Annotated in this window: 26 protein-coding genes and 2 pseudogenes; 11 read left to right on the top strand and 17 right to left on the bottom strand. The window is 71.2% G+C overall.

Going from position 1 to position 23,661, the window contains the following annotated elements; all coding sequences use genetic code 11:
* The first annotated feature begins 22 nt into the window (after positions 1 to 22).
* Entirely contained in the window at positions 23 to 793 is a 771-nt protein-coding gene (locus ACZ44S_RS24465; RefSeq protein ID WP_466932450.1) for a hypothetical protein, read from the top strand.
* Between the two features lie 63 nt (positions 794 to 856).
* Here the strand turns inward: ACZ44S_RS24465 and aspS are convergent, their stop codons facing one another.
* Positions 857 to 2,167 carry an aspartate--tRNA(Asn) ligase gene (aspS, locus tag ACZ44S_RS24460; protein ID WP_466932572.1) on the bottom strand — a complete coding sequence of 437 codons (1,311 nt, stop codon included), beginning with the start codon at positions 2,165 to 2,167 and terminating at the stop codon, positions 857 to 859.
* Between the two features lie 807 nt (positions 2,168 to 2,974).
* On the opposite strand from aspS, the pseudogene ACZ44S_RS24455 reads away from it, so the two are divergent.
* The 6 genes and pseudogenes from ACZ44S_RS24455 (at position 2,975) to ACZ44S_RS24430 (ending at position 7,290) form a co-directional block, all read left to right on the top strand.
* Positions 2,975 to 4,076: pseudogene (locus ACZ44S_RS24455) on the top strand (hypothetical protein).
* 141 nt (positions 4,077 to 4,217) lie between these two features.
* On the top strand, positions 4,218 to 4,751 hold the full coding sequence (locus ACZ44S_RS24450) for an RNA polymerase sigma factor (RefSeq protein WP_466932448.1): 534 nt from the start codon (positions 4,218 to 4,220) through the stop codon (positions 4,749 to 4,751).
* Complete coding sequence (locus ACZ44S_RS24445) at positions 4,748 to 5,245, top strand: transmembrane transport protein (protein ID WP_466932446.1); 498 nt, start codon at positions 4,748 to 4,750, stop codon at positions 5,243 to 5,245. Before ACZ44S_RS24450 ends, ACZ44S_RS24445 begins: the two co-directional genes overlap by 4 nt.
* A 50-nt stretch (positions 5,246 to 5,295) precedes the next feature.
* Positions 5,296 to 5,436, top strand: a complete 141-nt coding sequence (locus ACZ44S_RS24440) for a hypothetical protein (protein ID WP_466932444.1) — start codon at positions 5,296 to 5,298, stop codon at positions 5,434 to 5,436.
* A gap of 40 nt (positions 5,437 to 5,476) precedes the next feature.
* Positions 5,477 to 5,965 (top strand): MarR family winged helix-turn-helix transcriptional regulator, encoded by a 489-nt coding sequence (locus ACZ44S_RS24435; RefSeq protein ID WP_466932442.1) that lies wholly within the window; start codon positions 5,477 to 5,479, stop codon positions 5,963 to 5,965.
* Entirely contained in the window at positions 5,962 to 7,290 is a 1,329-nt protein-coding gene (locus ACZ44S_RS24430; RefSeq protein WP_466932440.1) for an MFS transporter, read from the top strand. Before ACZ44S_RS24435 ends, ACZ44S_RS24430 begins: the two co-directional genes overlap by 4 nt.
* 113 nt (positions 7,291 to 7,403) lie before the next feature.
* Here ACZ44S_RS24430 and ACZ44S_RS24425 read toward each other — a convergent pair whose 3' ends face one another.
* Positions 7,404 to 8,630: an MFS transporter gene (locus tag ACZ44S_RS24425; protein ID WP_466932570.1), complete on the bottom strand. Its 1,227-nt coding sequence runs from the start codon at positions 8,628 to 8,630 to the stop codon at positions 7,404 to 7,406.
* 54 nt (positions 8,631 to 8,684) lie between these two features.
* Here ACZ44S_RS24425 and ACZ44S_RS24420 point away from each other — a divergent pair, with 54 nt between their 5' ends.
* On the top strand, positions 8,685 to 9,494 hold the full coding sequence (locus ACZ44S_RS24420) for an AraC family transcriptional regulator (protein ID WP_466932438.1): 810 nt from the start codon (positions 8,685 to 8,687) through the stop codon (positions 9,492 to 9,494).
* Between the two features lie 41 nt (positions 9,495 to 9,535).
* On the top strand, positions 9,536 to 9,832 hold the full coding sequence (locus ACZ44S_RS24415) for a DUF6247 family protein (protein ID WP_466932436.1): 297 nt from the start codon (positions 9,536 to 9,538) through the stop codon (positions 9,830 to 9,832).
* Between the two features lie 288 nt (positions 9,833 to 10,120).
* On the opposite strand, the pseudogene ACZ44S_RS24410 reads toward ACZ44S_RS24415, so the two are convergent.
* The 6 genes and pseudogenes from ACZ44S_RS24410 to ACZ44S_RS24385 form a co-directional block, all read right to left on the bottom strand.
* Positions 10,121 to 10,204 (bottom strand): annotated as a pseudogene (locus tag ACZ44S_RS24410) (GNAT family N-acetyltransferase); the annotation flags it as partial.
* Positions 10,205 to 10,210: 6 nt separating this feature from the next.
* Positions 10,211 to 10,669 carry a PPOX class F420-dependent oxidoreductase gene (locus tag ACZ44S_RS24405; protein WP_466932434.1) on the bottom strand — a complete coding sequence of 153 codons (459 nt, stop codon included), beginning with the start codon at positions 10,667 to 10,669 and terminating at the stop codon, positions 10,211 to 10,213.
* Between the two features lie 50 nt (positions 10,670 to 10,719).
* A complete protein-coding gene (locus tag ACZ44S_RS24400) occupies positions 10,720 to 11,865 on the bottom strand; it encodes an RNA polymerase sigma factor (RefSeq protein WP_466932568.1) in 1,146 nt (381 codons plus the stop codon).
* 8 nt (positions 11,866 to 11,873) lie between these two features.
* Entirely contained in the window at positions 11,874 to 12,281 is a 408-nt protein-coding gene (locus tag ACZ44S_RS24395) for a YciI family protein (RefSeq protein ID WP_466932432.1), read from the bottom strand.
* 40 nt (positions 12,282 to 12,321) lie between these two features.
* The gene (locus ACZ44S_RS24390; RefSeq protein WP_466932430.1) at positions 12,322 to 12,933 is read right to left on the bottom strand and encodes a TetR/AcrR family transcriptional regulator; all 612 of its coding nucleotides are present in this window, start codon (positions 12,931 to 12,933) and stop codon (positions 12,322 to 12,324) included.
* 15 nt (positions 12,934 to 12,948) lie between these two features.
* Positions 12,949 to 13,533 carry a sugar O-acetyltransferase gene (locus ACZ44S_RS24385; protein WP_466932428.1) on the bottom strand — a complete coding sequence of 195 codons (585 nt, stop codon included), beginning with the start codon at positions 13,531 to 13,533 and terminating at the stop codon, positions 12,949 to 12,951.
* Positions 13,534 to 13,665: 132 nt separating this feature from the next.
* Here ACZ44S_RS24385 and ACZ44S_RS24380 point away from each other — a divergent pair, with 132 nt between their 5' ends.
* On the top strand, positions 13,666 to 13,968 hold the full coding sequence (locus tag ACZ44S_RS24380) for a hypothetical protein (RefSeq protein WP_466932426.1): 303 nt from the start codon (positions 13,666 to 13,668) through the stop codon (positions 13,966 to 13,968).
* A 25-nt stretch (positions 13,969 to 13,993) separates the two neighbouring features.
* On the opposite strand, the gene ACZ44S_RS24375 is transcribed toward ACZ44S_RS24380, so the two are convergent.
* The 7 genes from ACZ44S_RS24375 to ACZ44S_RS24345 form a co-directional block, all read right to left on the bottom strand.
* The gene (locus tag ACZ44S_RS24375) at positions 13,994 to 14,356 is read right to left on the bottom strand and encodes a VOC family protein (RefSeq protein WP_466932424.1); all 363 of its coding nucleotides are present in this window, start codon (positions 14,354 to 14,356) and stop codon (positions 13,994 to 13,996) included.
* A 31-nt stretch (positions 14,357 to 14,387) separates the two neighbouring features.
* The gene (locus ACZ44S_RS24370) at positions 14,388 to 14,762 is read right to left on the bottom strand and encodes a VOC family protein (protein WP_466932566.1); all 375 of its coding nucleotides are present in this window, start codon (positions 14,760 to 14,762) and stop codon (positions 14,388 to 14,390) included.
* A 147-nt stretch (positions 14,763 to 14,909) separates the two neighbouring features.
* Positions 14,910 to 15,395, bottom strand: coding sequence for a DUF2267 domain-containing protein (locus ACZ44S_RS24365; RefSeq protein ID WP_466932422.1), 486 nt, complete (start codon positions 15,393 to 15,395; stop codon positions 14,910 to 14,912).
* Positions 15,396 to 15,523: 128 nt separating this feature from the next.
* Positions 15,524 to 15,955, bottom strand: a complete 432-nt coding sequence (locus ACZ44S_RS24360; RefSeq protein ID WP_466932421.1) for an Hsp20/alpha crystallin family protein — start codon at positions 15,953 to 15,955, stop codon at positions 15,524 to 15,526.
* Positions 15,956 to 16,135: 180 nt separating this feature from the next.
* Positions 16,136 to 16,567 (bottom strand): DUF5980 family protein, encoded by a 432-nt coding sequence (locus tag ACZ44S_RS24355; RefSeq protein ID WP_466932419.1) that lies wholly within the window; start codon positions 16,565 to 16,567, stop codon positions 16,136 to 16,138.
* A 188-nt stretch (positions 16,568 to 16,755) separates the two neighbouring features.
* Positions 16,756 to 18,234: an MFS transporter gene (locus ACZ44S_RS24350; protein WP_466932417.1), complete on the bottom strand. Its 1,479-nt coding sequence runs from the start codon at positions 18,232 to 18,234 to the stop codon at positions 16,756 to 16,758.
* Between the two features lie 335 nt (positions 18,235 to 18,569).
* The gene (locus ACZ44S_RS24345) at positions 18,570 to 19,961 is read right to left on the bottom strand and encodes a DUF445 domain-containing protein (RefSeq protein ID WP_466932415.1); all 1,392 of its coding nucleotides are present in this window, start codon (positions 19,959 to 19,961) and stop codon (positions 18,570 to 18,572) included.
* Between the two features lie 201 nt (positions 19,962 to 20,162).
* Between ACZ44S_RS24345 and ACZ44S_RS24340 the strand changes: the two genes are divergently transcribed.
* Positions 20,163 to 21,530: an SGNH/GDSL hydrolase family protein gene (locus ACZ44S_RS24340; protein WP_466932413.1), complete on the top strand. Its 1,368-nt coding sequence runs from the start codon at positions 20,163 to 20,165 to the stop codon at positions 21,528 to 21,530.
* A 325-nt stretch (positions 21,531 to 21,855) separates the two neighbouring features.
* Here ACZ44S_RS24340 and ACZ44S_RS24335 read toward each other — a convergent pair whose 3' ends face one another.
* Together ACZ44S_RS24335 and ACZ44S_RS24330 are read right to left on the bottom strand one after the other, a co-directional pair.
* Positions 21,856 to 22,638: a DUF1707 SHOCT-like domain-containing protein gene (locus ACZ44S_RS24335; protein ID WP_466932411.1), complete on the bottom strand. Its 783-nt coding sequence runs from the start codon at positions 22,636 to 22,638 to the stop codon at positions 21,856 to 21,858.
* 34 nt (positions 22,639 to 22,672) lie between these two features.
* On the bottom strand, positions 22,673 to 23,659 hold the full coding sequence (locus ACZ44S_RS24330; RefSeq protein WP_466932409.1) for an ABC transporter ATP-binding protein: 987 nt from the start codon (positions 23,657 to 23,659) through the stop codon (positions 22,673 to 22,675).
* Positions 23,660 to 23,661 lie beyond the last annotated feature (2 nt).

Below are 23,661 nucleotides of genomic sequence, written 5' to 3'. Positions count from 1 at the left end.
ACACGACTCCATGGACTGTTGCATGAGGCTCACGACACCTGACGACTTCACCTACCGGTGGCGTCAGCCGCCGAATTTCCCGCTGGACGTTCCCTTCACCTACGCGTTCCTGCCCGCCGCCGACATCCTGGACCACGTCCGCAAGGACGCGGAGGTTCGGTTCACGATCCTCGGGGACGAAGACTGGCGCGTGCGCATGGACCGCACGGCCGCGTTCCGCACCGCCCCACTCGATGAAATCGTGACCTGGCCGTTCCGGCTTGTGCATTTCAATCCCAGTCGCTTCTACGACAACGCGCTGTACGGCTTCCAGGAAGAGGTCATGGTTCCCTGGCGTACCCACCTGTCGGCCCGAGGTTTCACCTGGCAGCGCCTGGCACCCATCCTGTTTCTGTCCACGGACGGCGCGTCCTCGACGTACCACAATGACAACTCGCACGGACTGGTCTGGCAGATACACGGCACCAAGACGTTCCACAGCTACCTCGACCCCGACAAGCACCTGTCGGCGCACGCCGCTGTCATCGGCGAGACGACCGGTGAGGAACCGCCCGAGCACGACGCGGCCGATCGCCACTCCGTCACCATGCGGCCCGGAGATCAGTTGTGGAGCCACGCTCTGACACCCCACTGGGTCACCACCGAGTCGGAGCTCGCCATGAGCATCACCCTCTCTCACGGTGGTCTGTGCCACCAGGGGCGTTTCTCCGAGCGGGAATTGGCGCTGCGGTCCTACTGGGACAGGAACCCCGCAGAGGCGTGGACTCACGACTTGGGCAATGTCCGCTACTGAGACGGCGTCGGCGTCCCACGACACAAGGCGCTTGCCCGTGTTGTGGGACGCTCCCCCGGCCGGCTACGGAGTAAGCCGGTTCGGCCCGCGGAACAGGAAGGTCGCCTCGCGGATCGACTCCAGACCGAGCATGACCATCAGCACCCGCCCGAGACCCATGCCCAGGCCCCCGTGCGGCGGACACCCGTACCGGAAAGCGTTCAGGTAGTCCTGCATCGGCGCGGTGCTCATGCCCTTTTCGACGGCCTGCTTCAGCAGCACGTCATACCGGTGCTCGCGCTGCGCGCCCGTGGTGACCTCCAGGCCCTTCCACAGCAGGTCGAAGCTCAAGGTCACACTCGGGTCCTCGGCCGGACGCATGTGGTAGAAGGGCCGGATACTGACCGGGTAGTGCGTGATGAACACGAACTCATGCCCGGTCGCCTCGTTGATGTGAGCCGAGATGCTCCGCTCGCCCTCAGGGTCCAGGTCTTCCTTGACCCCTGCGGGGTCCCAGCCACCCTTGCGCAGGATTTCGTGGACCTCTGCCATGGTGATGCGAGGGAAGGGCACTGCGGGCACGGTGACCTCGACGCCGAAGTGCTCGGTGATCGCCTCACCATGTGCGTCGGCGACCTTTGCGATCGCGTGGGCGAGCATGCGCTCCTCGAATGCCATCACGTCCTCAACGCCGTCGATCCAGGCCAGCTCCACGTCGACACCGGTGAACTCGGTGGCGTGCCGGGAGGTGAACGACGGCTCGGCGCGGAAAACCGGCCCGATCTCGAAGACCTTGTCGATGCCCGCCGCGATCGCCATCTGCTTGAAGAACTGCGGCGACTGTGCCAGGTAGGCGCTCCGGTCGAAGTAGCCGAGCTTGAAGACCTCAGCACCGGACTCCGAGGCGGTTCCCATGAGCTTGGGGGTGTGCATTTCGGTGGCGCCCTGTGAATAGGCGTACTCGCGCATGCCCTGTTCCAAGGTGGTCTGCGCGGCGAACATCAGCTGGGTGGCGGGACGGCGGCGCACATCCAGGAAACGCCAGTCCAACCGCTGCTCCAAGCCGGTGTGGGCGTCGATCGGCAGCGGTGCGGCGGCCAGGTTCAGGACCTCTACCGATTCGGGAATGATCTCCAGGGCGCCGAGCTTGACCTGGGCCGCGTCGACGACGCGGCCGGTGATCCTTACGGCGGACTCGGGTGTGAGAGCCTCGAGCCGGGCTTCCAGCGGACCGTCGTCACGCTTGTGGGTCACCTGCACCATGCCGGTGCTGTCCCGCACAATGACGAACTGCATTCTGCGCTGCAGGCGGAGGGTGTTCACCCATCCGCAAACGGAAACGGTACGGCCGACGTGTTCTCGCAGGTCGGAGACGTGTACGCGGCTACGGATCATTGCGGTCCTCCGAAGGACATCGTCATGATCCCTTGGGAGTGCGGGCGAGAAGGGCAACTCGCGGTGCCACCGCACTTTCGCCGCCACAGAGTGGCGACCTCGTTCAGGCCCGGTGACGGGGGCCGGCCGGCGGGGCATTGGACCACCAGACGGGGTCGTTCCTCCCCGCGCTCAGGAGGGTCTTCACCTCGGGGCCTGAGACCGCCTTCCCAGCTTCCGGCAGCTCTCTCTGCTCAGGTGATCCGTGGCTACTCGTCTCCCTCAACGCGTTGCCAGCAGAATACGGAGCGTGTCGCGGCGGTGGCAATCAAGAAACTCACTCGTGGAGGGGAGAACCTGCCGTGAGCGTAACCGTGCGACGAGCGGTGGTCGCCGATGCCGGAGAACTCGCCCGAATGCGCCAGCTGTCGCTGACGTGCCCGACGCAACCTTGGACTACGCCCAGAGACGTGCCTGCCGGCCCTTGGCTCAGGCATTGCCAGGAAGCCTTCGCCGCACTGCTCAGTCAGCATGACTTGTTCGCCGCATTTGTGGTCGATGCCGCGCCAGGCCACCTGGCCGGGATACGAGAAGATCGGCGAACAGCAGCCCTTCGCCGATTCACCGGTGTTCGCCGCGATGATGCGGGACCCGTTGCGGTCGGTTTGAGGAGCTCCCAACCGATCCATCCTTCCGCTCGTCGTACAGCGGCGGCATGGACGCTCCACGACGGTGGGCGGTGCCGTTGCCTGAGCGGGCGAGAAAACACGTTGGCCTCACCTGCCGCCGAGCTGCGACGATGCGCCTGTTTCCCACAGGAAGGGACCCGTGTTCGTCTTCGTGTGTGCCGGGTGCGGGGCCGAGTTGACCGTGCCCCTGTCCGAGGTCGTCCTTCCGCCCCATGCACGTGTACGGGAACGGTGTTCAGCTCCCGGTGCTCATGGAGGCGGGGACGTTCGCCGTGGATCCGGATCCGTGGGGAGGTCCGTGGCGGTTGTGGGACGAGGTCGATCCGGGCGCGGCGGAAGCGCGTGGCATCTACGCGCCCGTCCACGCCCTGTCCGACAGCACGGCCGGGGCGTACGTCATCGCGCCCGGTGATGTCCGCGGTACCCGGCTGATCCTCGAGAAGCGCGACGGTGCCTGCTGTGGCCTGGACGGGGCCGACGGGCCCAATCTGGTGTGCGAGGCGTGCGGGCTGCCCGTGGCGACCAGGGTGGACGACTGCTCGCTCTGGCAGGCCGTGCGGCTCGGTTCGGATGCCGTGCGCCGACTGCTCGTCGACGGTTCCCACGCCGCGCCGCCGTCCTGGGCGGAGCTGGTGGAGAAGGGCGAGAGGACGCCCCCGTTCGAGCCGATCGCCACGTGGGGAGGGCGGGCCGGGACGAGTGCTTACTGGTCGTGGAGCCCCCGGTGGGAGGCGGCGGCCGGACAGGCGCTCGCCCACCTGCTGGTGGCCTCGGAAGGGCGGCCGGTCAAGGTGCCCGACGGTCCGGCCTCGGACGTGTTCCAGCGCGCGCTCGACGCCCTGCTGCCCGCGGGCCCGTCCGCGCGGCGCGCCGCCCTGGCCGGACCGGGACGGCCCGTCCCCGACACCGGCGTCGACATCGTCCTCGTACCCGTCCATCCCCGGACGGGACGGGTGTGGACGGCGGGCGGCCCGGCCGCGTCCGCGTATCCGGTGCCCCTGCCGCTGGGCGTGTGGCTGTGGCTGGTCTCTCCGCAGCCGCAGTTGGCCATGCCCGCGTCCGGCGGCCTGCCCGAGGACGTTCTCCGCGACGACCCGCTTCCGCCGCGCCCGAACTGCCTGTTCCGGCCCGACCGGGGCACGTTCCAGCACACGTTGGTCCGGCTGCCGGGCGTTCGGAGCCCGTGGATGCGCACGGTCCGGGAGGCACTCACGCAGGACTGGGCGGCCGCGCTCTTCTAGGCCCTGTCCGACAGGGCCCTGTCCGATAGGGCCCTGTCCGCTTCCGACCGGTGCGTCGACCGGATGTGCAGGATTCTGTGAACCTTTCCGCCCGGGACGCCGACTGTCTGGGGGACGGACGGTGCGGCGCAGGGAGGTGTGGTGGGCAACAACGAGTTGCTGGTGGTGCGCTGCCGGCTCGGGGAGCGGGAGGCGTTCCGCGAGCTGGTGGCGGTGTGGCACCCCCCGCTGTGGCGTTATGTCCGGGGCATGGTCGGCTCTTCGCACCTCGCGGACGATCTCGCGCAGGAGGCGTGGGTCGCCGTGGTGCGCGGCCTGCCGCGGCTGCGGCAGCCGGAGCGGTTCGCCCCCTGGCTGTTCACCATCGCCCGGCGCACGGTCACCGACCATCTGCGGCAGACGTACAAGGCGCCGGAGACTGCCATGGAGGACGCCACGGCTGTCGTCGCCGACGACGAGCTCAGCGACGTGCTCACCACGATGCGGATCGAGGCGGGTCTTGCCGCGCTGCCGCCCTTGGAGCGCGAGGTGCTGATCCTCTTCCACCTTCAGGACCTGCCGCTGGCTTCCTGCGCGGAGGTGCTCGGCGTACCGGCCGGCACGGTCAAGAGCAGGCTGCACCGTGCCCGGCGCATGCTGCGCGACCACCTGGCCGAGAAGGGACACGAGGCATGAGCGAGCAGAACCGCGCGGCGCAGCGGGCGGTGCCCGAGGAACTGGAGCGCGTGCTGGCCGCGGAGGTGTCACTGCGGTCCCGGCTGCGCCACGTGGCGGTGGGCCTGGCCGGGGGATGCGGCGCGGCCGTGATCGCGGTGCTGTGGGCCACCGAGCCGCAGGCGCCGCCGCCGCGTACGCAGGCCGCCTTCGCCGGACTGATCGCGATCGGGCTGGTCTGGGCCGTTTTCGCCGGCTGGGTGCTGAGCAGACGTCGGCCGCTGTTCGCCCGGGACCGGGTGCTGTCCGCCCGGATCGCACTGGCGGCGGCCGTGGTGACCGCCCTGGCCGGGGTGGCGCTGGCCGCCGTCCGAGGCAGCACCGCCGACCTGGTGGCCACCGCCACGGGCGGGGTCGTCCTCATCGCCGCCGCGATGCTCACCCTGGTACGGGCGCGGCACCGCCGCCTCGAACTACTGCGACTGCGGGACGCCCTGCGGCAAGACGCCTCCTGAACAACCGAGTCACCCGAATCAAGAGCATTTGGATCATCAGGGAGACGGATATGAACGACAACAGGACCGCTCCGATCGGCCCGTCGGCCCTCGCCCTGCGTCTTCGCGGTGCAGGCAAGCGCACCGTCCTGGTCGTCGCTGTGCTGGCCGGTACCGCCCTCATGATCGGCGTCGGGCTGCTCCTGACCTGAGCTGCATCCCCGATTATCGCAGGGCTGTTATATTAGCGCTGTGACAAATTCGGATCCCACAGCGCTGCCCGATCCCTGGCATGCCCTGCACGAGCTCCTGGCAGCCATGGACGCCGAGATCGAGCAGGTCTACGTCGAGCGCGGCATCGAGGGGGTGCGGCCCCGGTTCGCCTATCCGCTGATCCGGCTCGCCCACACCGGGCCACTGACCATTCGCGAGCTTGCGAAGTCCCTCGGCCGCTCGCACTCCGCGATCAGCCAGACCGTCGCCGCCATGCGCAAGGAGGGGCTGGTCACGTCCGAGCCGGGGCCCGACGCCCGCACCCGGCGGATCGACCTGACCGAGCGCGGCCGGTCGCTGGTGCCGTTCCTGGAGGCGGAGTGGCGCGCCACGCACGAGACGGTCGCCGAGCTGGACCGCGAGGTCCCTTACGCGATGACCACCGTTGTGGAGGAGGTGCGGCGGGCGCTGGAACGCCGGTCGATGCGGCAGCGGATCCTCCACCACCTCGTCGAGCCACCGCGATGAGAGGGCGCGTCCGCGTCCGGTTCCTCGACACCCGCCCGCTGCGCGGCAGTCAGCCGTTTCGCGACCTGTGGATCGGCACCTCGTTCTCCCAAGTCGGTGGACAGATGGCCAACGTGGCGGTGCTGGCCCAGGTCTGGGACCTGACCGGCAGCCCGGTGGGCACCGGTGCCATCGGGCTCGCCACCGGCCTGCCGATGGTGCTGTTCGGGCTGTTCGGCGGCACGTTGGCCGACGCCTTCGACCGCCGTGCGGTGGTACGGGCCGCGACCGCGGGCCAACTGCTGGCCGCCGCAGGGCTGTATGCCCAGGCCGTGGCGGACAACCGCAACGTGCTGCTGCTGCTCGTCCTGGTGGCCGTGGGGACGAGCTGCGGCGCTCTCGGCGCTCCTGCCCGGCGCACCCTCCCCGTCAGACTGTTGCCGGGCGACCAGGTCGCGGCCGGTCTCGCGCTGACCAACGTCTCCTTCCAGGCGGCGATGCTGGCCGGGCCCGCGCTGGCCGGGCTGATCATCGCAAGGTGGGGCCTCGGTGCCGCATACGCGGCCCAGGCCGTGGCCACGGCGGTCTCCATGCTCACGCTGACCCGCCTGCCTGCCATGCGGCCCGAAGGCGCCGACGCGGCCGGCGGCAGGCGCCGGCCGGAGCGTGGCGGTTGGCGCCGGCCGGAGCGCGGCGGTTGGCGGATCGTCCTGCGCCGCCCGACGCTGTGGGGGTCGATGGCCACCGACCTGTCCGCAACGCTGCTCGCCATGCCCGTCGCGCTCTTCCCGCTGGTCAACGAGATCCGCTTCGAGGGAAACCCGCAGACCCTCGGCCTGTTCCTCTCGGCCGTCGCGGTCGGGGGGATCACGGCCGGTCTGCTCTCCGGCACGGTGACGCGCCGGCGCCGTGGCGGCCTGGTCCAGCTGTCCGCGGCCGCGGTCTGGGGCCTGGCGCTGGCCTGCTTCGGACTGGCGGGGCCGTTGTGGCTGGCGCTCGGGTGCCTGGCCGTGGCGGGGGCCGCCGACACCGCGTCCGTCGTCACCCGCGGTGCCTTGGTCCAGTTGGAGACCCCGGACGCGTACCGGGGCCGGGTCTCCTCGGTGGAACACGTGATCGGTGTCGCGGGCCCCGAACTCGGCAACTTCCGTGGTGGCGTGTTGGCGTCGGCCACCTCCGCCTCCTTCTCCCTGGTCTTCGGCGGACTGTCCGCCGTCCTGGCGATTGCCGTCGTGGCCGCGGCCAACGCGCCCCTCCGCGCCTACCGCACGCCGCCCGCTGCAACGGAGCCGGCCGTCCGCGAGGTCGCGGCCGACACGGCGTCGACCGCCGGCCAGGGTTCCTGATGCGCCTGCGGGCTTGAGCCCGGTGCGCGGGGACGTCGGCGTCCCTGCCCAGCCGACCTCCACCGTCCCGGCCGAGGAGGCCGAGATCTGGGCGGTCTGACACTCCGGGACGGTCATCGAGGATCCGGGCGCACTGCCCGTTCCGGCGGGGTGTCACCGGCCCGCTTCGGTGTCGTCGCCTCCGGCTCGGGCCCCGGCTTGTGGACGTCCGGGGGCTCCGGCAGGGCGAGGAAGAGCAGCCAGCTCAGGGCGGGCATGGCGATCAGGGGTGTCAGGGCCGTGTGCAGGGACGTGGCGTCGGCCAGGCGGCCCAGCAGGGGGCTGACCAGGCCGCCGACGCTGACGGTGAGGCCGAGGGTGACGCCGCCGGCGGTGCCGATGCGGGAGGGCAGGTAGTCCTGGGCGAGGGTGACCTGGAGGGAGAAGGGGACGTACAGGCCGACGGACGTGAGGGCCACGAAGAGGAACATGGTCGGGCCCGGTGTGTGGATCACTCCGGCGACGGCGACGACCGAGAGCAGGTAGGACCAGCGGGAGACGCGGACGCGGTCGTAGCGGTCGGCCAGGGAGCCGCCCAGCACCGAGCCGACGGCGCCGCCCAGGAACAGCAGGAACAGGGCGCCGGTTCCCGCGGCGGTGCTGCCGTGCATGCGCTGCTGGGCGTAGAGGGAGATGAACGTGCTCAGGCCGGTGAAGACGATGGAGCGGAAGATCACGGCCAGGGACAGCTTCACGAACGCGGGCACGTCGTCGGCGACCGGGGCTGCGTTCCTGCCGGGGGTCCCGGCCGGGTGCCGGCCGAGGATCCGGAGGACCGGCACGCACAGGGCGACTCCGGCGAGCGCGGGCAGCACCAGCACCGGTGTCCAGCGCAGCGAGCCCTGTCCGACCGTGAGCGACACCAGGATCGGGGCGAGGGCGAAGCCGATGTTGCCGCCGAGGGAGAACCAGCTCATCGCGGTGTGGCTGCCCCGGCCGGCCTGCCGGGCCACGCGGGCGGACTCGGGGTGGTAGGCGGCCACGCCGATGCCGGAGACGGCGACGAAGGCCAGGGTGAGTCCGTAGGAGCCGGTCAGGCCGCTCAGGGCGATGCCCACGCCGCTCAGCAGGGTGCTGACCGGCAGCAGCCACGGCATCGCCCAGCGGTCGGTGAGTACGCCGAACACCGGCTGGGCCACCGACGACAGCAGCGACGCGGCCAGCACGATGCCGGAGGCGACGGCGTAGGTGTAGTCGCGTTCGGCCACGAAGAACGGGATCAGCGCCGCCACGGCGCCCTGGTAGACGTCCACGCAGGCGTGGCCCACGGCCAGCAGGAGGATCGGTGTGTTCTTTCGCACCCGGTCCATGCTGGAGGCGTGACCGGTGTCCCGCTTTCGGTAGATTGCCAAGTGATGCAGGAAATCCGCCATACGCCGGTCGCGCCGACGCGGACGCAGCGTCTCGCGTCCGGCGGTGAGATCGACGCCCACCGTCATGACGACCACCAGATCGTCTACGCGGGCCGGGGAACCATCGCCGTCACCACCGGCGCCGGTTCCTGGGTCGCGCCCGCCACCCGCGCGATCTGGATTCCGGCGGGCACCGTCCACCGCCACACCGCGCACGGCGAACTGGACCTTCATCTCGTCGGCCTGCCCGCCGAGGTGAACCCGCTCGGTCTCGACGAGCCGGCCGTCCTCGCCGTCAGCCCTCTCCTGCGCGAGCTCATCGTGGCGTACACGCGTGCCCCCGAGGACGACAGTCCGGCCCGGCTGCGGCTGCGTGCCGTCCTGCTCGACCAGCTCGAGGCGTCCCCGGAGCAGCCGCTGCACCTGCCGACTCCGACCAGCCCCGTGCTGCGGGATCTGTACGACGTCCTGCGCGCCGACCCGGCGGACAGCCGTTCCCTCGAGGAGCTCGGCCGGGAGGTCGGCGCGAGCGCCCGCACGCTCTCCCGCCGCCTGCGCGACGACCTCGGCCTCACCTACCCGCAGTGGCGCACCCAGATCCGGCTGCACCACGCGCTGGTCCTCCTGGCCGACGGCGCCTCCGTCACCGCGGTCGCCCACCGGTGCGGCTGGTCGTCCGCCAGCACCTTCATCGACGTCTTCCGCCGCACCTTCGGCCACACGCCCGGCTCGACCCTGCCGAGCAGGGGACCTCGAGCAGGAGACTTCCGCCCTCTGTTTTCAGCGACAGCTGCACAGCATGCGGACATGTAGGACACTCTGCGTAGGACAGAAGGATCTAGGAGTGCGAGACCGTGAGCGCAGAGCACGCAGAGACGCCGATCACCGCACCGCTGCCGTTGAGAACCATTGGCGACATCAGGGCTGCTCTTCGGTCCGGTCAGGGTTTTCCGGGAGATCAGGAGGCCTTTGAGGCGGATCTGCAGCGTGCGCTGGAGGCCTCGTCCGAGACCGATCTCAACGCTGTCGCGACAGTGATCGTCGACTACCGAGGCCGGATTCGCCTCTACCAGGACCCCGACTTCGAGCTCGCCATACAGGAAGGCCTCGACCTGTCCGCCCAGCTGAAGCAGGAGGATCCGCGCGTGTGAGCGGTGTGATCGCTGCAGTCACCGTGCGGGCTGCTCAGCGGGCGAAGGAGTTGGGAGCCGAACAGGCGCTGGACGCCCTGCGGCAGGAGCTCGAACAAGCGCCGCGCCTCGGGGTGCGTCTCGGGCCTCCGCGTCGGGACGGCGCAGAGGTGCGCAAGACGAGAATCGAACCCCGGGACAACATGCCCGGGTTGGCCGTGGCGTGTGTGTACACGCCGTCGCCACCACCTCCGACGGTGGCGATCGTCGCTGTGACGCCGGATGACGGAGCTCGCGAGGAGTAGGCACTGGTGTGATCGGCCGCCAGGGGCGGCTGTCGGCCCGGGAACCGTTGACCACGTCGTCGTAGAGCTCGGCCCGCAGGACCGGGATGCCGTCCTAGCCCTCGATGTCGAGCGCCGTCCCGTACAGGCGGTCCACCTTCAGGCGGACGACCACCCGCCGTTCGGCGACCAGTTGCTCGAGGAACGCCTGCTCGTCCTCCGGCCTCGCGGACTGCGGCACGGTGGCGAGGAGTTCGCGGCCGACCGTGTCGCCGGGGGCCGTCGTGGGCGCGGAGACCTCCGCCTCGCCCTCGGCGACGGCGAACGACCACGGGTCGCCGGCCTGCACATGCAGCGCCGCGCGCGGGTTGTTCCGCAGGTGTACGACCTTGACCCGGTCCGCCGTCGTCGAGAACCGCAGCACGCGGGCCTCGGGGTCCCAGCTGTACGCCATGGTGGTCAGATGGGGGTGGCCACTGCGCTTGACGGTGGCGAGCGTGCCGAACTGCCGGGCGGCGAGGAGGTCGGAGAGGGCTTCGTCGGAGAGGGGGCGCGGGCCTGGTCGCTGAGTCATGCCGTGATCAACACGGCGGTGGGTGAGGGGAATTCCCGCCGGGTCGTCCGTCAGCTGCGCAGGCGCGTGTTCAGGCGGGCGGCACGGCGGGTCAGGTGGTCGCGTTCGGCGAGGTCGGGGGCCTTGTGGGCGGCCTCGGCGTAGAGGCGTGCCGCCGTCGCCAGGTCGCCGTCGCGTTCGTGGAGGTAGGCGGCCGCCGCGGTGTGGCGGGGCAGGGAGTCGTCCAGTTCCGCGAGCGCGGCCAGGCCGGCGCGCGGCCCGTCGGCCTCGCCCACGGCGACCGCGCGGTTGAGCCGGACGACGGGGCTGTCGTTCAGGCGCAGGAGTTCGTCGTACCACTCGACGATCTGGACCCAGTCGGTCTCCTCGGCGGTGGGCGCGTCGGCGTGCAGGGCCGCGACGGCGGCCTGGGCCTGGTACTCGCCCAGGCGGTCGCGGGCGAGGGCCGCCTGGAGGATCGTGACGCCCTCGGCGATCATGCGCGTGTCCCACCGGCTGCGGTCCTGCTCGGCGAGCGGTACGAGGCTGCCGTCGGGGGCGGTCCGGGCGGCGCGCCGGGCGTGGTGGAGCAGCATGAGGGCGAGCAGCCCGGCCACCTCGGGGTGGTCGATCGCGGCGGCGAGCTGCCGGGTGAGCCGGATGGCCTCGGCGGCGAGGTCGACGTCGCCGGAGTAGCCCTCGTTGAAGACCAGGTAGAGGACGCGCAGCACGGTGGCGACGTCGCCGGGCCGGTCGAAGCGGACGCCGGAGACGGTGCGTTTGGCGCGGCTGATGCGCTGCGCCATCGTCGCCTCGGGCACCAGGTAGGCGCGGGCGATCTGGCGGGTGGTGAGCCCTCCCACGGCGCGCAGGGTGAGGGCGACGGCGGAGGAGGGTGTGAGCGAGGGGTGGGCGCACAGGAAGTAGAGCTGGAGGGTGTCGTCCACGCCGGGCGCGGGGCCGGGTGCCGGTTCCTCCTCGACGCGGTCCTCGCGGCGGCGGCGGGCGGTGTCCGCGCGGGTCGCGTCGAGGAACTTGCGCCAGGCCGTGGTGATCAGCCAGCCCTTGGGGTCCCGCGGCGGGTCGGCGGGCCAGACGCGGACCGCCTCGACCAGCGCGTCCTGTACGGCGTCCTCGGCCGCCGCGAAGTCGGCTCCACGGCGGCAGAGGACGGCGAGGACGCTCGGGGTGAGGCGGCGGAGCAGGGCCTCGTCCATGAGGGGCGTCACTCGGTGATGGTGGGCGACACGCCGTAGAACGGGCGCAGTTCGAGCCACTCGTGGATGGGCTTGCCGCCCGCCCCGGGGGCCGCCGACAGTTCCCCGGCCAGCTCGACGGCGCGTTCGTAGGTGTCGACGTCGATCACCATCCAGCCGGCGATGAGGTCCTTGGTCTCGGCGAAGGGGCCGTCGGTGACCGGCGGGCGGCCCTCGCCGTCGTACCGGACCCAGGTGCCCTCGGGGGCGAGCGCCTGGCCGTCGACGTACTCGCCCGTCTTCTCCAGCCGGGCCGCGAAGTCGTTCATGTACTGGATGTGGGCCGAGATCTCCTCCGGCGTCCACTGGTCCATGGGCACGTCGTTCACCGCGGTCGGGGCGCCGCGGTAGTGCTTCAGCAGCAGGTACTTGGCCATGGTGTGTCTCCTCGGTGCGGTGCGGCCATTGTGGTCGCGTTCACCCCGGGGACGGAGCCGGACGAGGGTTCTCGACATCTCCGCCGGAATTTTTTTCCGCCGCCTGGCCGCATGGGCCGGTGATCAGCCGCACCGCGTCGCGGGTCAGGTTCCGGTCGGGCGGGTCGTCGTCCAGGGCCCGGTGGAGGGTGAGGCCCTCGATGAGGGCGTCGAGCCGGCGGGCCGTGGGCGGGTCGAAGTGGTGTTCCAGGAGGTCGCGGCTGCGCCGCATCCACCGCCGGCACAGGGCGCGGTAGGGCTCGTGGCGGGCGGCCAGGGTGTAGAGCTCCTGGGTGAGGATCAGGTCGCGGCCGGGGCCCTCGGAGAGGGTGTGGATGAGGTCGGTGACCGCTTCCCGGGCCTGGTCGGGGGTGGTGACGTCGGCGAGGTGCTGCTCGAAGACGGTGACCACGTGGTCGGCGTAGCCGGTGAACGCCGCCAGCAGCACGTCGTCGATGCCGGTGAAGTGGTACGTCATCGAGCCCAGGGGCACCTGCGCGCGGGCGGCGATCTTGCGGTGGGAGACGCCGGCGACGCCTACCTCGGTGATGAGGTCGAGGGTGGCGGCGAGGATGCGGTCGCGGCGCTGCGGGTCCGTGTGTCCGGTGGCCATGGCGGGCGGGGGCCGTCAGAGCGTGCGGACGGGGCGGGCGGGGTTGCCCACGGCCACGACGTCGGCGGGGATGTCCTTGGTGACCACCGCGCCGGCGCCGATGACGGAGTTGTCGCCGATGGTCACCCCGGGGCAGACGATGACTCCGCCGCCGAGCCAGACGTTGTCGCCGATGGTGATGGGCAGCGCGGCCTCCAGCTTGTCGCGGCGGGGTCCCGGTTCGACGGGGTGCGTGGGGGTGAGGAGCTGGACGTCGGGCCCGATCTGGCAGTCCTCGCCGATGGTGATGCGGGCGACGTCCAGCGCGGTCAGGTGGTAGTTGACGAAGGTACGGGCGCCGATGGTGATGTTGCTGCCGTAGTCGACGTACAGGGGCGGGCGTACGTCGATGTCGTCCCCGGCGGAGCCGAGGAGTTCGGCGAGGATCCGCCGGGCCTCGGCTCCGTCCTCGAGGTACGCGGCCTGGTAGCGGGCCGCGAGCCGCATCGCCTGCCGCTGCCGGCGGGCGATCTCCGGGTCGTCGGCGATGTAGAGGTCGCCCGCGAGCATGCGCTCCAGGTTCGTGCGCGGATCGTTCGCGAAGTAGTCGTCCGTCGGCATGCGTACGATCGTACGCTCAAGCGGGTGCCGACGGGTGCGGTGGCCCGGTGCGGCGGGCATCCGGCGGGGCGTTAGCCTCGGACGTCGGTGAGAGACCGCCCTTGCGGGCGTCGTGGCAGGAGGCAGGCAGGCATGGCGAAGATTCCCAGTTCGGTGGTGGCCGCGGGCGGACTCGTCGGCGGGTACGGCGTGGCCCGCTGGACCCGGAAGCGGCAGCTGGGCGGCGTCGTCCTCGCCGCCGCCGGGGCCGCCGCCGCGCAGCAGTGGCGGGAACGGGCCGGCGGGAAGGCCGCGGGAGCGCTGTCGGTGGCGTACGTCGCCGCGTTCGCGGGGTCGCATCCGCTGGCGAAGAAGGTCGGGGCCTGGCCCGCGGTCTTCGGGGTCGCGGGGGCCGTGGCCCTCGCCTCGTGGGCGGTGGCCGACCGGCGCGGCTGAGCGTGCCCGCGGGTGCGGGCCCCGCTCATCGCGCGTGGTGGGTCAGGACGTTCACGACGCGGCCGTTCGGGTCGCGCACGAAGAACCGTCGTACGCCCCACTCCTCGTCCCTCACATCCCGGACGATCTCCGCGCCGGACGCCCGTACCTGTTCGTACACCGCGTCGACGTCCTCGACCTCCACGCTGAGGTCGGGGACCACCGGTGCGGTGCGCTCCTCGGTGAAGAAGCTGATCTGGGCGGTGGGGTTGGCCGGGGAGGCCAGGGTGACCACCCAGCCCATGTCCATGGCCTCCTCGAATCCGAGCAGGCCGTAGAAGGACTTGCTGGCGTCCATGGCCTCCTGGGAGGCGACCTGGACGTCGGGCATGATCCTGCGGATGGTCATCGAGTAGCTCCCTCGTGTCTGCGCGCGGCGGTCAGTCCAGTTCACCCCGTTCCACGCAGAACTCGTTGCCTTCGGGGTCGGCCAGGGTGACCCAGCCCTTGCCGTCGGGGCGGATGTGGTCGGCCAGTTGGCGGGCGCCGAGGCCGATGGCGCGGGCCACCTCCTCGGCGCGGGTGCGGCCCGTGGGCCGCAGGTCGAAGTGCAGGCGGTTCTTGGTGACCTTGCCCTCCCCCACCCGGACGAAGAGCAGCCCGGGTCCGCCGTCCGGATCCTCGATCAGGGCCTCCGGGTCACCCGGCTTGTCGTCGTCGGACACGGGCCTGCCCAGCAGTTCGCTCCAGAACCGGGCGAGGTCGTACGGGTCGCCGGTGCAGTCGAAGGTGATGTGGCGGATGGTGGGGTTCAGCTGACTCAACGGTCCTCCGTGGACGGTGCGTTGCCGCGATTTCCGGCTCGCAGCATCGCGTACGGGGAGGGTGGCCGTCGAACGGTTTCCGGTTCGGGCGTCCGGCGGCAGGCCGCGCCCCCGCCGGACGCCCGTCCGCGGGGCCGGTCACTCCGCCGGGGCCAGTTCCGCCCGGCCGAAGAGGAGCGCGTAGCCCGGGGGCAGCTGGGCGAGGATGCGGGTCACCAGGGCGTCGCCCACCAGCGCGGGCAGAACGCTCAGGACCGAACTGACGTCCCAGCGGGCCGTGGCCGGGGTCGCGCCCTCGATGCGGCGCGCCACGGAGTCGACGAACTCCGCCGCCGTGAGCCTGCGGGTCGCCGGGATCTGGGACGCCACCACCCGCGCCGCCTGCTCGGGCAGGGCCCGGGCCAGGTCCACGCGTTCGTCGCCGACGACGTGGCCGCCCAGGGCGGACAGGACGGTCCGGGTGACGCTCTCGGCCTCCGTCCTCGTCGGGTACTGGCCCGACTCCCGCACCGCGTCGACGAGTTCACGCCAGCCGTCGTCGCGGGCAGGGTGGTCGCGGCGCGGGGCGGGGATCACCGCTTCCGGGCTCGTGAGGGCGGGGCTGTGCGGGGTCAGGGTGGTCATGGTGTGCGGCTCCTCTCCTTCTGCGGGGCCTTGGTCGCGCACCGGCGCGGACGGGCGTGGGCGCGTCCCGCGGCCCGGCCGCGGGGTGCTGCCGGTGCTCGCGGGACGCGTTGCGGGGGGTGCTGCGGTCAGGTGCCGATCTGCTTGCGGCTGTCGCCGCCGCTGATCTGGATGCGGCGCGGCTTGGCCTGCTCGGCCACGGGGATGCGCAGGGTGAGAACGCCGGCCTCGTACGACGCGTCGATGCGTTCCGTGTCCAGCGTCTCCCCGAGGAACAGCTGGCGGGTGAAGGTGCCGGTGGGACGTTCGGCGACCACGGTCTCCGCGCCCTCGGGGGCCGGGGAACGGCGCTCGGCGCGCACGTTGAGGACGTTGCGCTCGACGTCCAGCTCGATGGTCTCCGGGTCGATGCCGGGAAGGTCGAAGTGGACGAGGAAGTCGTCCCCCGACCGGTAGGCGTCCATCGGCATCGCCGAGGCGCGGGAGGTGGCGGCGGTGGAGCCGAGGACCTGCTGCGCGAGCCGGTCGAATTCGCGGAAGGGGTCGGTACGCATGAGCATCACAGTCCACTCCTCTCTGCGGTGTCATCGGTGCGATGCCCTGTGCCTTCTTATATAACCCGGAGGAGGAAACTTGACAAGCCCCGACTCAAGTCGACGCACACAAAAGAGGCACAAAAAGGGTGCCCATGTGCGCCGGACGCACACGGGCACCCCTGCTCACGGCCCTTCGGGGGCCTGTCAGCAGCGTGCCCTGTAGACGATCTTCAGCGTGTCGGTCTCGGTGTGGGTGCCGTCGGTGGCGTAGATCTCGGCGGTGTACTCACCGAGCGGAGCGGGCAGCAGAGACATGAAGACCATGCCGTTACGGGCCAGGTTGCCGTCGGCGTCACGCTCGTTCACCCCCGGAGCGATGGTGGAGCCGGCCAGCATCTGAGAGTTCTCACCCGGCAGGTCGCGGATGCCGACCTTGATGTCGCTCGACCAGCTTCCGGCCACCGGAGCCGGGACGCCCGTCCAGCCATACGCGCCGGGGACGCATATCTCCTGCCCCTGCGCTTCCAGAGTCCACGTCGCGCTCGATGCGGACGCCGGGGACGCGCCGAGGAAGGAGAGCGTCAGGGCGGAGGACAGGCCGAGGAGCATTCCGGCCCCACGTCGGCGTGCTGTCATCGTTACCTCCAGGTCAAGTGCGTGATTCGTGAGGTGATGCGACATGCCGGCCGACCCGAACACTCCGGGGCCGGTCGCCGTCAATGAGCCTCACGCACGTGACACACCACAACAAGGGTGTAGTTGCACTTTCAATGGCCTCTGGCCCAATCTCATCAGCCGCTGGCCGACATGCGCCTACCGCCCCGTCACTTCACCGCAGTCACCGGCTTCGCTCCCGTCACCGACAGCGGAGTGGCGATGTCCTCCAGGGAACGGCGTTCCGCCTTCACCGCCAGGAGCGCGGCCACGATGCCCGCCGCGCACATCAGGCCGGCGCCGATCTGGAACGCCAGGACCGTGTCGCCGACCTTGCCGGTGCTGGTGAGCTCGGCGAACAGCAGCGGGCCGCTGATGCCGCCGGCGGCGGTGCCGATGGCGTAGAAGAAGGCGATGGACATCGCGCGGGTCTCCATGGGGAAGACCTCGGAGACCGTCAGGTACGCGCTGCTCGCGCCCGCCGAGGCGAAGAAGAGCACCGCGCACCAGCAGGCCGTCATCGTGGCGGCGTCGAGCGAGCCGCGGTCGAACAGCCAGGCCGTGCCGAAGAGGAGCAGGCCGGAGAGCAGATAGGTGCCGGAGATCATCACGCGGCGGCCGACGGTGTCGAACAGCTTGCCCAGCAGCAGCGGGCCCATGAAGTTGCCCAGTGCGATGACGGCGAAGTAGTAGCCGGAGTTGCCGGAGGGGACGTCGAAGAACGTGGTCAGGATGGCGCCGAAGCCGAAGGTGATCGCGTTGTAGAGGAACGCCTGGCCGATGAAGAGGGAGAAGCCGAGGGCCGAGCGCTTGCGGTACTTGGCGAAGACCGTGCGGGCGATCTCCGTGAACGTGGTCCGCCTGCGCTGATTGATGGTCAGCTCGCCCTCAGGGCGCGGCAGCGGCTCCTTGCGCTCGGCCTCGACGCGTCGCTCGATGTCGCCGACGATGCGTTCCGCCTCCTCCTCGCGGCCGTGGATCAGCAGCCAGCGCGGGCTCTCGGGCACATGACGGCGCACCAGGAGGATGACCAGGGCGAGTACGGCGCCGAGGGCGAAGGTCAGCCGCCAGCCGACGTTCGCCGGGAAGAGCGACGTGTCGAGGGCGACGATCGACAGCAGGGAACCGCCGACCGCGCCCAGCCAGAAGCTGCCGTTGATGAGGAGGTCGACGCGGCCCCGGTACTTCGCCGGGATCAGTTCGTCGATCGCGGAGTTGATGGCCGCGTATTCGCCGCCGATGCCGAAGCCGGTGAGGAAGCGGAAGGCGAAGAACCACCAGGTGTCGAAGGCGATCGCGGTGAGGGCGGTGGCGCCGAGGTACACCGCGAGCGTGATCATGAAGAGTTTCTTGCGGCCCCAGATGTCGGTCAGGCGGCCCCAGAAGAGGGCGCCCGAGCAGGCTCCGGCGACATAGAGGGCGGCGGCGATGCCGGTGACCTCGCCGGAGGTGATGGGCAGTCCGCTGCCGGGTTCGGACAGACGGCTGGCAATGTTGCCGACGACCGTGACCTCCAGGCCGTCGAGGATCCACACGGTGCCGAGGCCGATGACGATCGACCAGTGCCAGCGGGACCACGGCAGGCGGTCCAGGCGGGCGGGGATGCTGGTGGTGATGGTGCGGCCGGACTCGACCTGCGCGGTGGTCATGGGCTCCCTCCCTGGCGAAGCGAACCTCCGTCGTGTGCCCCCGGGTGGGCGTTCTCACGCCCACCCGCCTTACAACCCCGGGTTGCGGTGTGTGGTGTTCTGACGGTGCGTCGTGGTTGGTCGCGCAGTTCCCCGCGCCCCTGGGGGGGGGCGGGACGCCGAGGGCTTGTGCGGGAGCGTGGGGGCTGGGCGCGCAGTTCCCCGCGCCCCTGGGGGCGTGAGCGCGTGGTTCTCCGCGGCCCTTTGGGGGTGTTGTCGTCACCGTTCGCTGTGACTCGCCAGGGGCGCGGGGAACTGCGCGATCGGCCACAGCGGGCCCGCACCTGGGCGACGCGCTACGCCCCCAGGGCCCGTGACACCGTGTAGATCAGCAGACCGGCGAGCGAGCCGACCACCGTGCCGTTGATGCGGATGAACTGGAGGTCACGGCCGATGTTCGCCTCGATCTTCTTCGTCGTGTGCTCGGCGTCCCAGCTCGCCACCGTGTCCGTGATCAGGGACGTGATCTCCTTGCGGTACGTGGTCACCACGTACACCGCCGCGCTCTCCAGCCAGCCGTCGACCTTGCCCTGGATCTTCGGGTCGAGCGACATGCGCGCGCCGAGGGAGAGCAGCGAGGCCCGCAGGCGCAGCCGCAGCTCGCTGCGCTCGTCCTCCGCCGCAGAGACGATCATGGACCGTACGGCGGTCCACGCGGAGGCGATCAGGTCCTGCACCTCACCGCGGCCGAGGATGTCGCCCTTGAGGCGTTCGACCCGGGCGCGGGTGTCGCTGTCGGACTGGAGGTCGGTGGCGAAGTCGGTGAGGAAGCGGTCGAGGGCGCCGCGCGCGGGGTGGGTGGGCATGTCGCGCATCTCGGTGACGAAGCGCAGCAGTTCCTTGTAGACACGCTCGCCGACCTTGCGGTCCACGAACTTGGGCGTCCAGCCGGGGGCGCCGCCGTGGACGGCGTCCATCACGGTGTCGCTGTGCAGCACCAGCCAGTCGTGCGCGCGGGCGACGATGACGTCGACGGCGCGTTTGTGGCCGCCGTCGGCGACGATCCGCTCCAGCATCTTGCCCATGCCGGGGGCGATCTCCTGGGCGTCGGCGCGGCGGGTGATGGCCTCGCCGACCACCGCCTGGACGTCGGAGTCGCGCAGCACGGTCAGCGCGCCGCGCAGGGCGGTCGACAGCTCGGCGGTGACCCGGTCGGCGTGTTCGGGGACGGCGAGCCAGGCGCCGAGCCGGCTGCCGATGCCGACGGCGCGCAGCCGCTGCCGTACGACGTCCTCGGAGAGGAAGTTCTCGCCGACGAACTCGCCGAGGGAGACGCCGAGCTGGTCCTTCTTGGTGGGGATGATCGCGGTGTGCGGGATGCGCAGGCCGAGGGGGTGGCGGAAGAGGGCGGTGACGGCGAACCAGTCGGCGAGCGCGCCGACCATGCCCGCCTCGGCCGCGGCGGCGACATAACCCGCCCAGGCGCCGGCGCCCTGATGGGAGGCCCACTTGGCGAGGACGTAGACCAGGGCGACGAACAGCAGCAGACCGGTGGCGGTGAGCTTCATCCGGCGCACTCCGCGCCGCTTCTCCTCGTCCGCGGGGCTGAACGTGTTCATCGCGCGGTTGGTGAACGCGGCGGGGCGGGCATCCTGCCCTTCGGCGGTCCGGTCCGCGGTGCCGGCCGGTCCCGCCGCTCCCGTCTTTTGTGACGTATGTTCCGTTTCAGCCCGTTCCATCCGCTCCACCCGCTCGGTGATCCCTCACACATTGTCCCTTCCTGACCGACTCCTGGAACGGAACAGGAGTTCCCGGCGTCTGTCCGGAGGGGGATTGTCCCGGGGGATCACCTAAGGGATCCCTCCCGTCGGTCTTCCCGGCCCATGGCTCATCATGGGTTCATCGGATCGGAGCATCGAACTCCCGTCTCCCGAGGAGAGCAGAACAGCATGACCCGTCGTCGTGACGGGGGCGCGGTGACGCCTCCCGCCAGGCAGCGCGCCCTGCTCGCCGCGATCGTCGCCGCGATCATGGCGGTCTCCGCCGCCATCTACGTCGGTGTCGCCGCCGACGACGGTACGAAGAACCGCGACACCCTCGCCGGCGCGGGCGGCGCCCGGAACAACCCTGCGGCACCCGCCTCCACCGGCACCTGGGTCGCCTCCTGGGCGACCTCCCCGGTCGGCGGCGAGCCCGGCACCGAGCTGAAGGGGCTCGCGGGCCGCTCCGTGCGCAACGTCGTGCACACCAGCGCCGGCGGTACGAGTGCCCGTGTCACGCTGTCCAACCTCTACGGGCAGTCGCCGCTGACCGTCTCCCGCGCCTCGATCGCCGTCTCCGCCGGGCCGGGCACCGCGGCGGCGGTCACGGAGAGCATGCGGCCGCTGGTGTTCGGCGGGCGCCCGTCGGTCGTCGTCCCCGCCGGGGGACAGGTGATGAGCGACGTCGTGCGCATCCGGGTGCCGCACGACGGGGACGTGCTGATCACCACCTACTCCCCCACCGGGTCCGGGCCCGTCACCTACCACCCGCACGCGCGGCAGATCTCGTACGTCGCCGAGGGCGAGCACACCCGGGACGTGAGCGGGGCGGCGTACACCGGGCGGAGCTCGGTCTGGCGGTACGTGACCGCGCTGGACGTGCTGAGCGACGAGGCGGACGGGACGGTCGTCGTCCTCGGCGACTCGCTGACCGACGGGATCACCTCGACGGCCGGGGCGAACAACCGCTGGCCGGACGTGCTGTCCGACCGACTGCGGTCGGCGCAGGCGGCCGGGCGGGACGTGCCGCGGTACAGCGTCGTCAACGAGGGGATCAGCGGGAACCAGGTGCTGACCGACGGGCTCGGGCGGCCGGCCGAGAACCCCAGCGGGCTGCACCGTTTCGAGCGGGACGTGCTGGGGCGCACGAACGTCAAGGCCGTGGTGATCGTGCTCGGCATCAACGACATCCTGCGGACGCCGGGCGCCATTCCTCCGGAGCGGGTCCTGACGGGGCTGGAGACACTGGTGGCGCGGGCGCATGCGCGAGGGCTGAAGGTGGTCGGGGCGACGCTGATGCCGTTCGGGGGGCATCGGGGATATACGGAGGCGCGGGAGGCCGTGCGGCAGCGGATCAACGCGGAGATCCGGGCGGGGGGTGTCTTCGACGCGGTCGTCGACTTCGACGCGGCGGTGCGGGATCCGTACGATCCGCGGCGGTTCCGGGCGGTGTACGACTCCGGGGATCATCTGCATCCGAGTGACCGCGGGTACACGCGGATGGCTGAGGCCTTCGACCTGGACGCGCTGAAGGGCGGGGCTCCGGCGCGGCTGTGAGGCTGGGCTCTTTTCGCCCCCGCCGCCCCTTCCCGTCCCGTCCCCGGGGGCGCTGCCCCCGGACCCCCGCTCCTCAAACGCCGGAGGGGCTGGATTGTGCCGGACTCGGGGGATGGGCGGGAAGGCTGGGGTGGGCGGAAAGCCCGAGGTCGGCGGGAACGCCATGATGCGCGGGACTACCTGGGTGGGCGGGCACGACGGGATGCCCGGGACAGCCTGGGTGGGCGGGCACGCCGGGATGCCCGGGACGGCCTGGGTGGGCGGGCACGACGGGATGCCCGGGACGGCCTGGGTGGGCGGGCACGACGGGGTGTGGCGGAGGGGCTCAGCGGTCTTCCTGGCTGCGCGGGGCGCGCTGTCTGTGCAGGTCGTCGTGGAGGTTCAGGTGGTCCCGGCGGGACGACTCCAGTTCGCGGCGGCGTTCTTCCTTGCGTTCCAGCTTCTCCTGGCGGCGTTCCTCGCGCAGGCGCTGCTTCTCCGCGCGGGGGAGTTTGCGCTGGACGCCCACGCCGCCCCAGAAGGCCAGGCCCGTGACGATCACCCTGGGCGCGCCGGGCTCGCCGGGGACGCCCTCCTCGCGATGGTCGAAGCCGCCCATGATGCCGACGCCGCGCACGACGACCTCGACGCCCGGCGGGACGATGATGTCCACCCCGCCCATGATCGCGACCGCGTTGATCACGATCTCCCGGTCCGCGAAGTACGCCTCGCGCAGATCGATCTCGCCGCCGCCCCAGAAGGCGAAGCAGTTGAAGCGGCGCGGGGCCGTCCAGTGGCCCTTGCGCTGGAAGCCCGACATCACGGCCACCGCCCACGTCGACGTCCCCGCGTCGCCGTCGCCGACGATCCGGCCCGCCCAGTCGCCGGCCGGCTGCGGGTCCTTCGTCAGCGAGACGGAGGGCGCGACGGCCGTCCCCGGGCCCGGCAGGTCACGGGTGATCGGCGCCAGCTCCCCGTACGTGCGCGCGGCGTAGGTCGCGTCCAGCCGCTCCCCGAACTCCTCCATGTCCAGGCGGCCCTCCGCCAGGGCGTCCCGCAGGATGTCGGCGACCCGTTCACGGTCGGCGTCCGATGCACGAAGGTCCGGTGCGGCTGCGTCGTCGGTCATACCCAGCAGCCTACGAGTTGTCTCCGTCACACCGCTATGAGGGCTCGGAGACGGGCATCCCGCCGCGGTCGGTGTACATCCTCGCGATCACCGCCTCGATGTCCGGCTCCCGGACCGACAGGTCCACCAGCGGGTACCGGGCGGCGACCTGGGCCACCAGCCCCGCCGCCGACTCCGACGCCGGGAACGCCAGCCACTGCCGCGGGCCCTCCACCCGTACCACCCGCGCGGGGGCCGGCGCCTCGATCGGCGGGAGTTCCCGCTCCAGGTCGACCACCAGGGTCCGCTCGCTCTCCCCCGCCTCGTGCAGCCCGGCGAGGGCACCGTCGTACACCAGCCGGCCGTGGTCGATGACCATCACCCGCGAGCACAACTGTTCGATGTCCTGCAGGTCGTGCGTCGTCAGCAGCACCGTGGTGGCGCGGTCGGCGTTCAACTGCCGCAGGAAGTCCCGCACCTTGGTCTTGGAGATGACGTCCAGACCGATCGTCGGCTCGTCGAGGTACAGCACCTCCGGGTCGTGCAGCAGCGCCGCCGCGATGTCCCCGCGCATCCGCTGGCCGAGGGAGAGCTGCCGTACCGGCACGTCCAGCAGCTCACCCAGGTCGAGGAGTTCGACCAGCCGCCGAAGGTTCTCGCGGTACCGCGCGTCGGGGATGCGGTACATGCGGTGCATCAGCCGGTAGGAGTCGATGAGGGGCAGGTCCCACCACAGCGTCGTACGCTGCCCGAACACCACCCCCATGCGGTGCGCGAGCCGCGTCCGCTCCCGCGAGGGGTCGATCCCCGCCACCCTCAGCCGGCCCGCGCTGGGCGTGAGGATCCCGGTGAGCATCTTGATCGTCGTCGACTTGCCCGCGCCGTTGGGGCCGATGTAGCCGACCATCTCCCCGCGCGCCACCGTGAAGGAGAGCGCGTCCACCGCGCGCACCTGCCGCCGCTCCCGCTTCAGGAAACCGGTCCTCCTGCGCACCTCGAAGACCTTCTCGACACGGTCCAGTTCGATGAACGCGTCCGCCATGC

This window comes from Streptomyces malachitofuscus (assembly GCF_055571035.1).
The sequence above is the reverse complement of the archived record's forward strand: the minus strand, read 5'-3'. Positions and strand labels throughout refer to the sequence as shown.

Coding starts and splice junctions, on each gene's coding strand:
- ACZ44S_RS24330 (WP_466932409.1), bottom strand. CDS start 23,659: ATGGCGGACGCGTTCATCGAACTGGACCGTGTCGAGAAGGTCTTCGAG.
- ACZ44S_RS24445 (WP_466932446.1), top strand. CDS start 4,748: ATGAGCGAGCAGAACCGCGCGGCGCAGCGGGCGGTGCCCGAGGAACTG.
- ACZ44S_RS24390 (WP_466932430.1), bottom strand. CDS start 12,933: ATGGCCACCGGACACACGGACCCGCAGCGCCGCGACCGCATCCTCGCC.
- ACZ44S_RS24420 (WP_466932438.1), top strand. CDS start 8,685: ATGCAGGAAATCCGCCATACGCCGGTCGCGCCGACGCGGACGCAGCGT.
- ACZ44S_RS24465 (WP_466932450.1), top strand. CDS start 23: ATGAGGCTCACGACACCTGACGACTTCACCTACCGGTGGCGTCAGCCG.
- ACZ44S_RS24430 (WP_466932440.1), top strand. CDS start 5,962: ATGAGAGGGCGCGTCCGCGTCCGGTTCCTCGACACCCGCCCGCTGCGC.
- ACZ44S_RS24360 (WP_466932421.1), bottom strand. CDS start 15,955: ATGCTCATGCGTACCGACCCCTTCCGCGAATTCGACCGGCTCGCGCAG.
- ACZ44S_RS24375 (WP_466932424.1), bottom strand. CDS start 14,356: ATGACCATCCGCAGGATCATGCCCGACGTCCAGGTCGCCTCCCAGGAG.
- ACZ44S_RS24340 (WP_466932413.1), top strand. CDS start 20,163: ATGACCCGTCGTCGTGACGGGGGCGCGGTGACGCCTCCCGCCAGGCAG.
- ACZ44S_RS24335 (WP_466932411.1), bottom strand. CDS start 22,638: ATGACCGACGACGCAGCCGCACCGGACCTTCGTGCATCGGACGCCGAC.
- aspS (WP_466932572.1), bottom strand. CDS start 2,167: ATGATCCGTAGCCGCGTACACGTCTCCGACCTGCGAGAACACGTCGGC.
- ACZ44S_RS24365 (WP_466932422.1), bottom strand. CDS start 15,395: ATGACCACCCTGACCCCGCACAGCCCCGCCCTCACGAGCCCGGAAGCG.
- ACZ44S_RS24395 (WP_466932432.1), bottom strand. CDS start 12,281: ATGGCCAAGTACCTGCTGCTGAAGCACTACCGCGGCGCCCCGACCGCG.
- ACZ44S_RS24440 (WP_466932444.1), top strand. CDS start 5,296: ATGAACGACAACAGGACCGCTCCGATCGGCCCGTCGGCCCTCGCCCTG.
- ACZ44S_RS24385 (WP_466932428.1), bottom strand. CDS start 13,533: ATGCCGACGGACGACTACTTCGCGAACGATCCGCGCACGAACCTGGAG.
- ACZ44S_RS24405 (WP_466932434.1), bottom strand. CDS start 10,669: ATGACTCAGCGACCAGGCCCGCGCCCCCTCTCCGACGAAGCCCTCTCC.
- ACZ44S_RS24400 (WP_466932568.1), bottom strand. CDS start 11,865: ATGGACGAGGCCCTGCTCCGCCGCCTCACCCCGAGCGTCCTCGCCGTC.
- ACZ44S_RS24350 (WP_466932417.1), bottom strand. CDS start 18,234: ATGACCACCGCGCAGGTCGAGTCCGGCCGCACCATCACCACCAGCATC.
- ACZ44S_RS24355 (WP_466932419.1), bottom strand. CDS start 16,567: ATGACAGCACGCCGACGTGGGGCCGGAATGCTCCTCGGCCTGTCCTCC.
- ACZ44S_RS24380 (WP_466932426.1), top strand. CDS start 13,666: ATGGCGAAGATTCCCAGTTCGGTGGTGGCCGCGGGCGGACTCGTCGGC.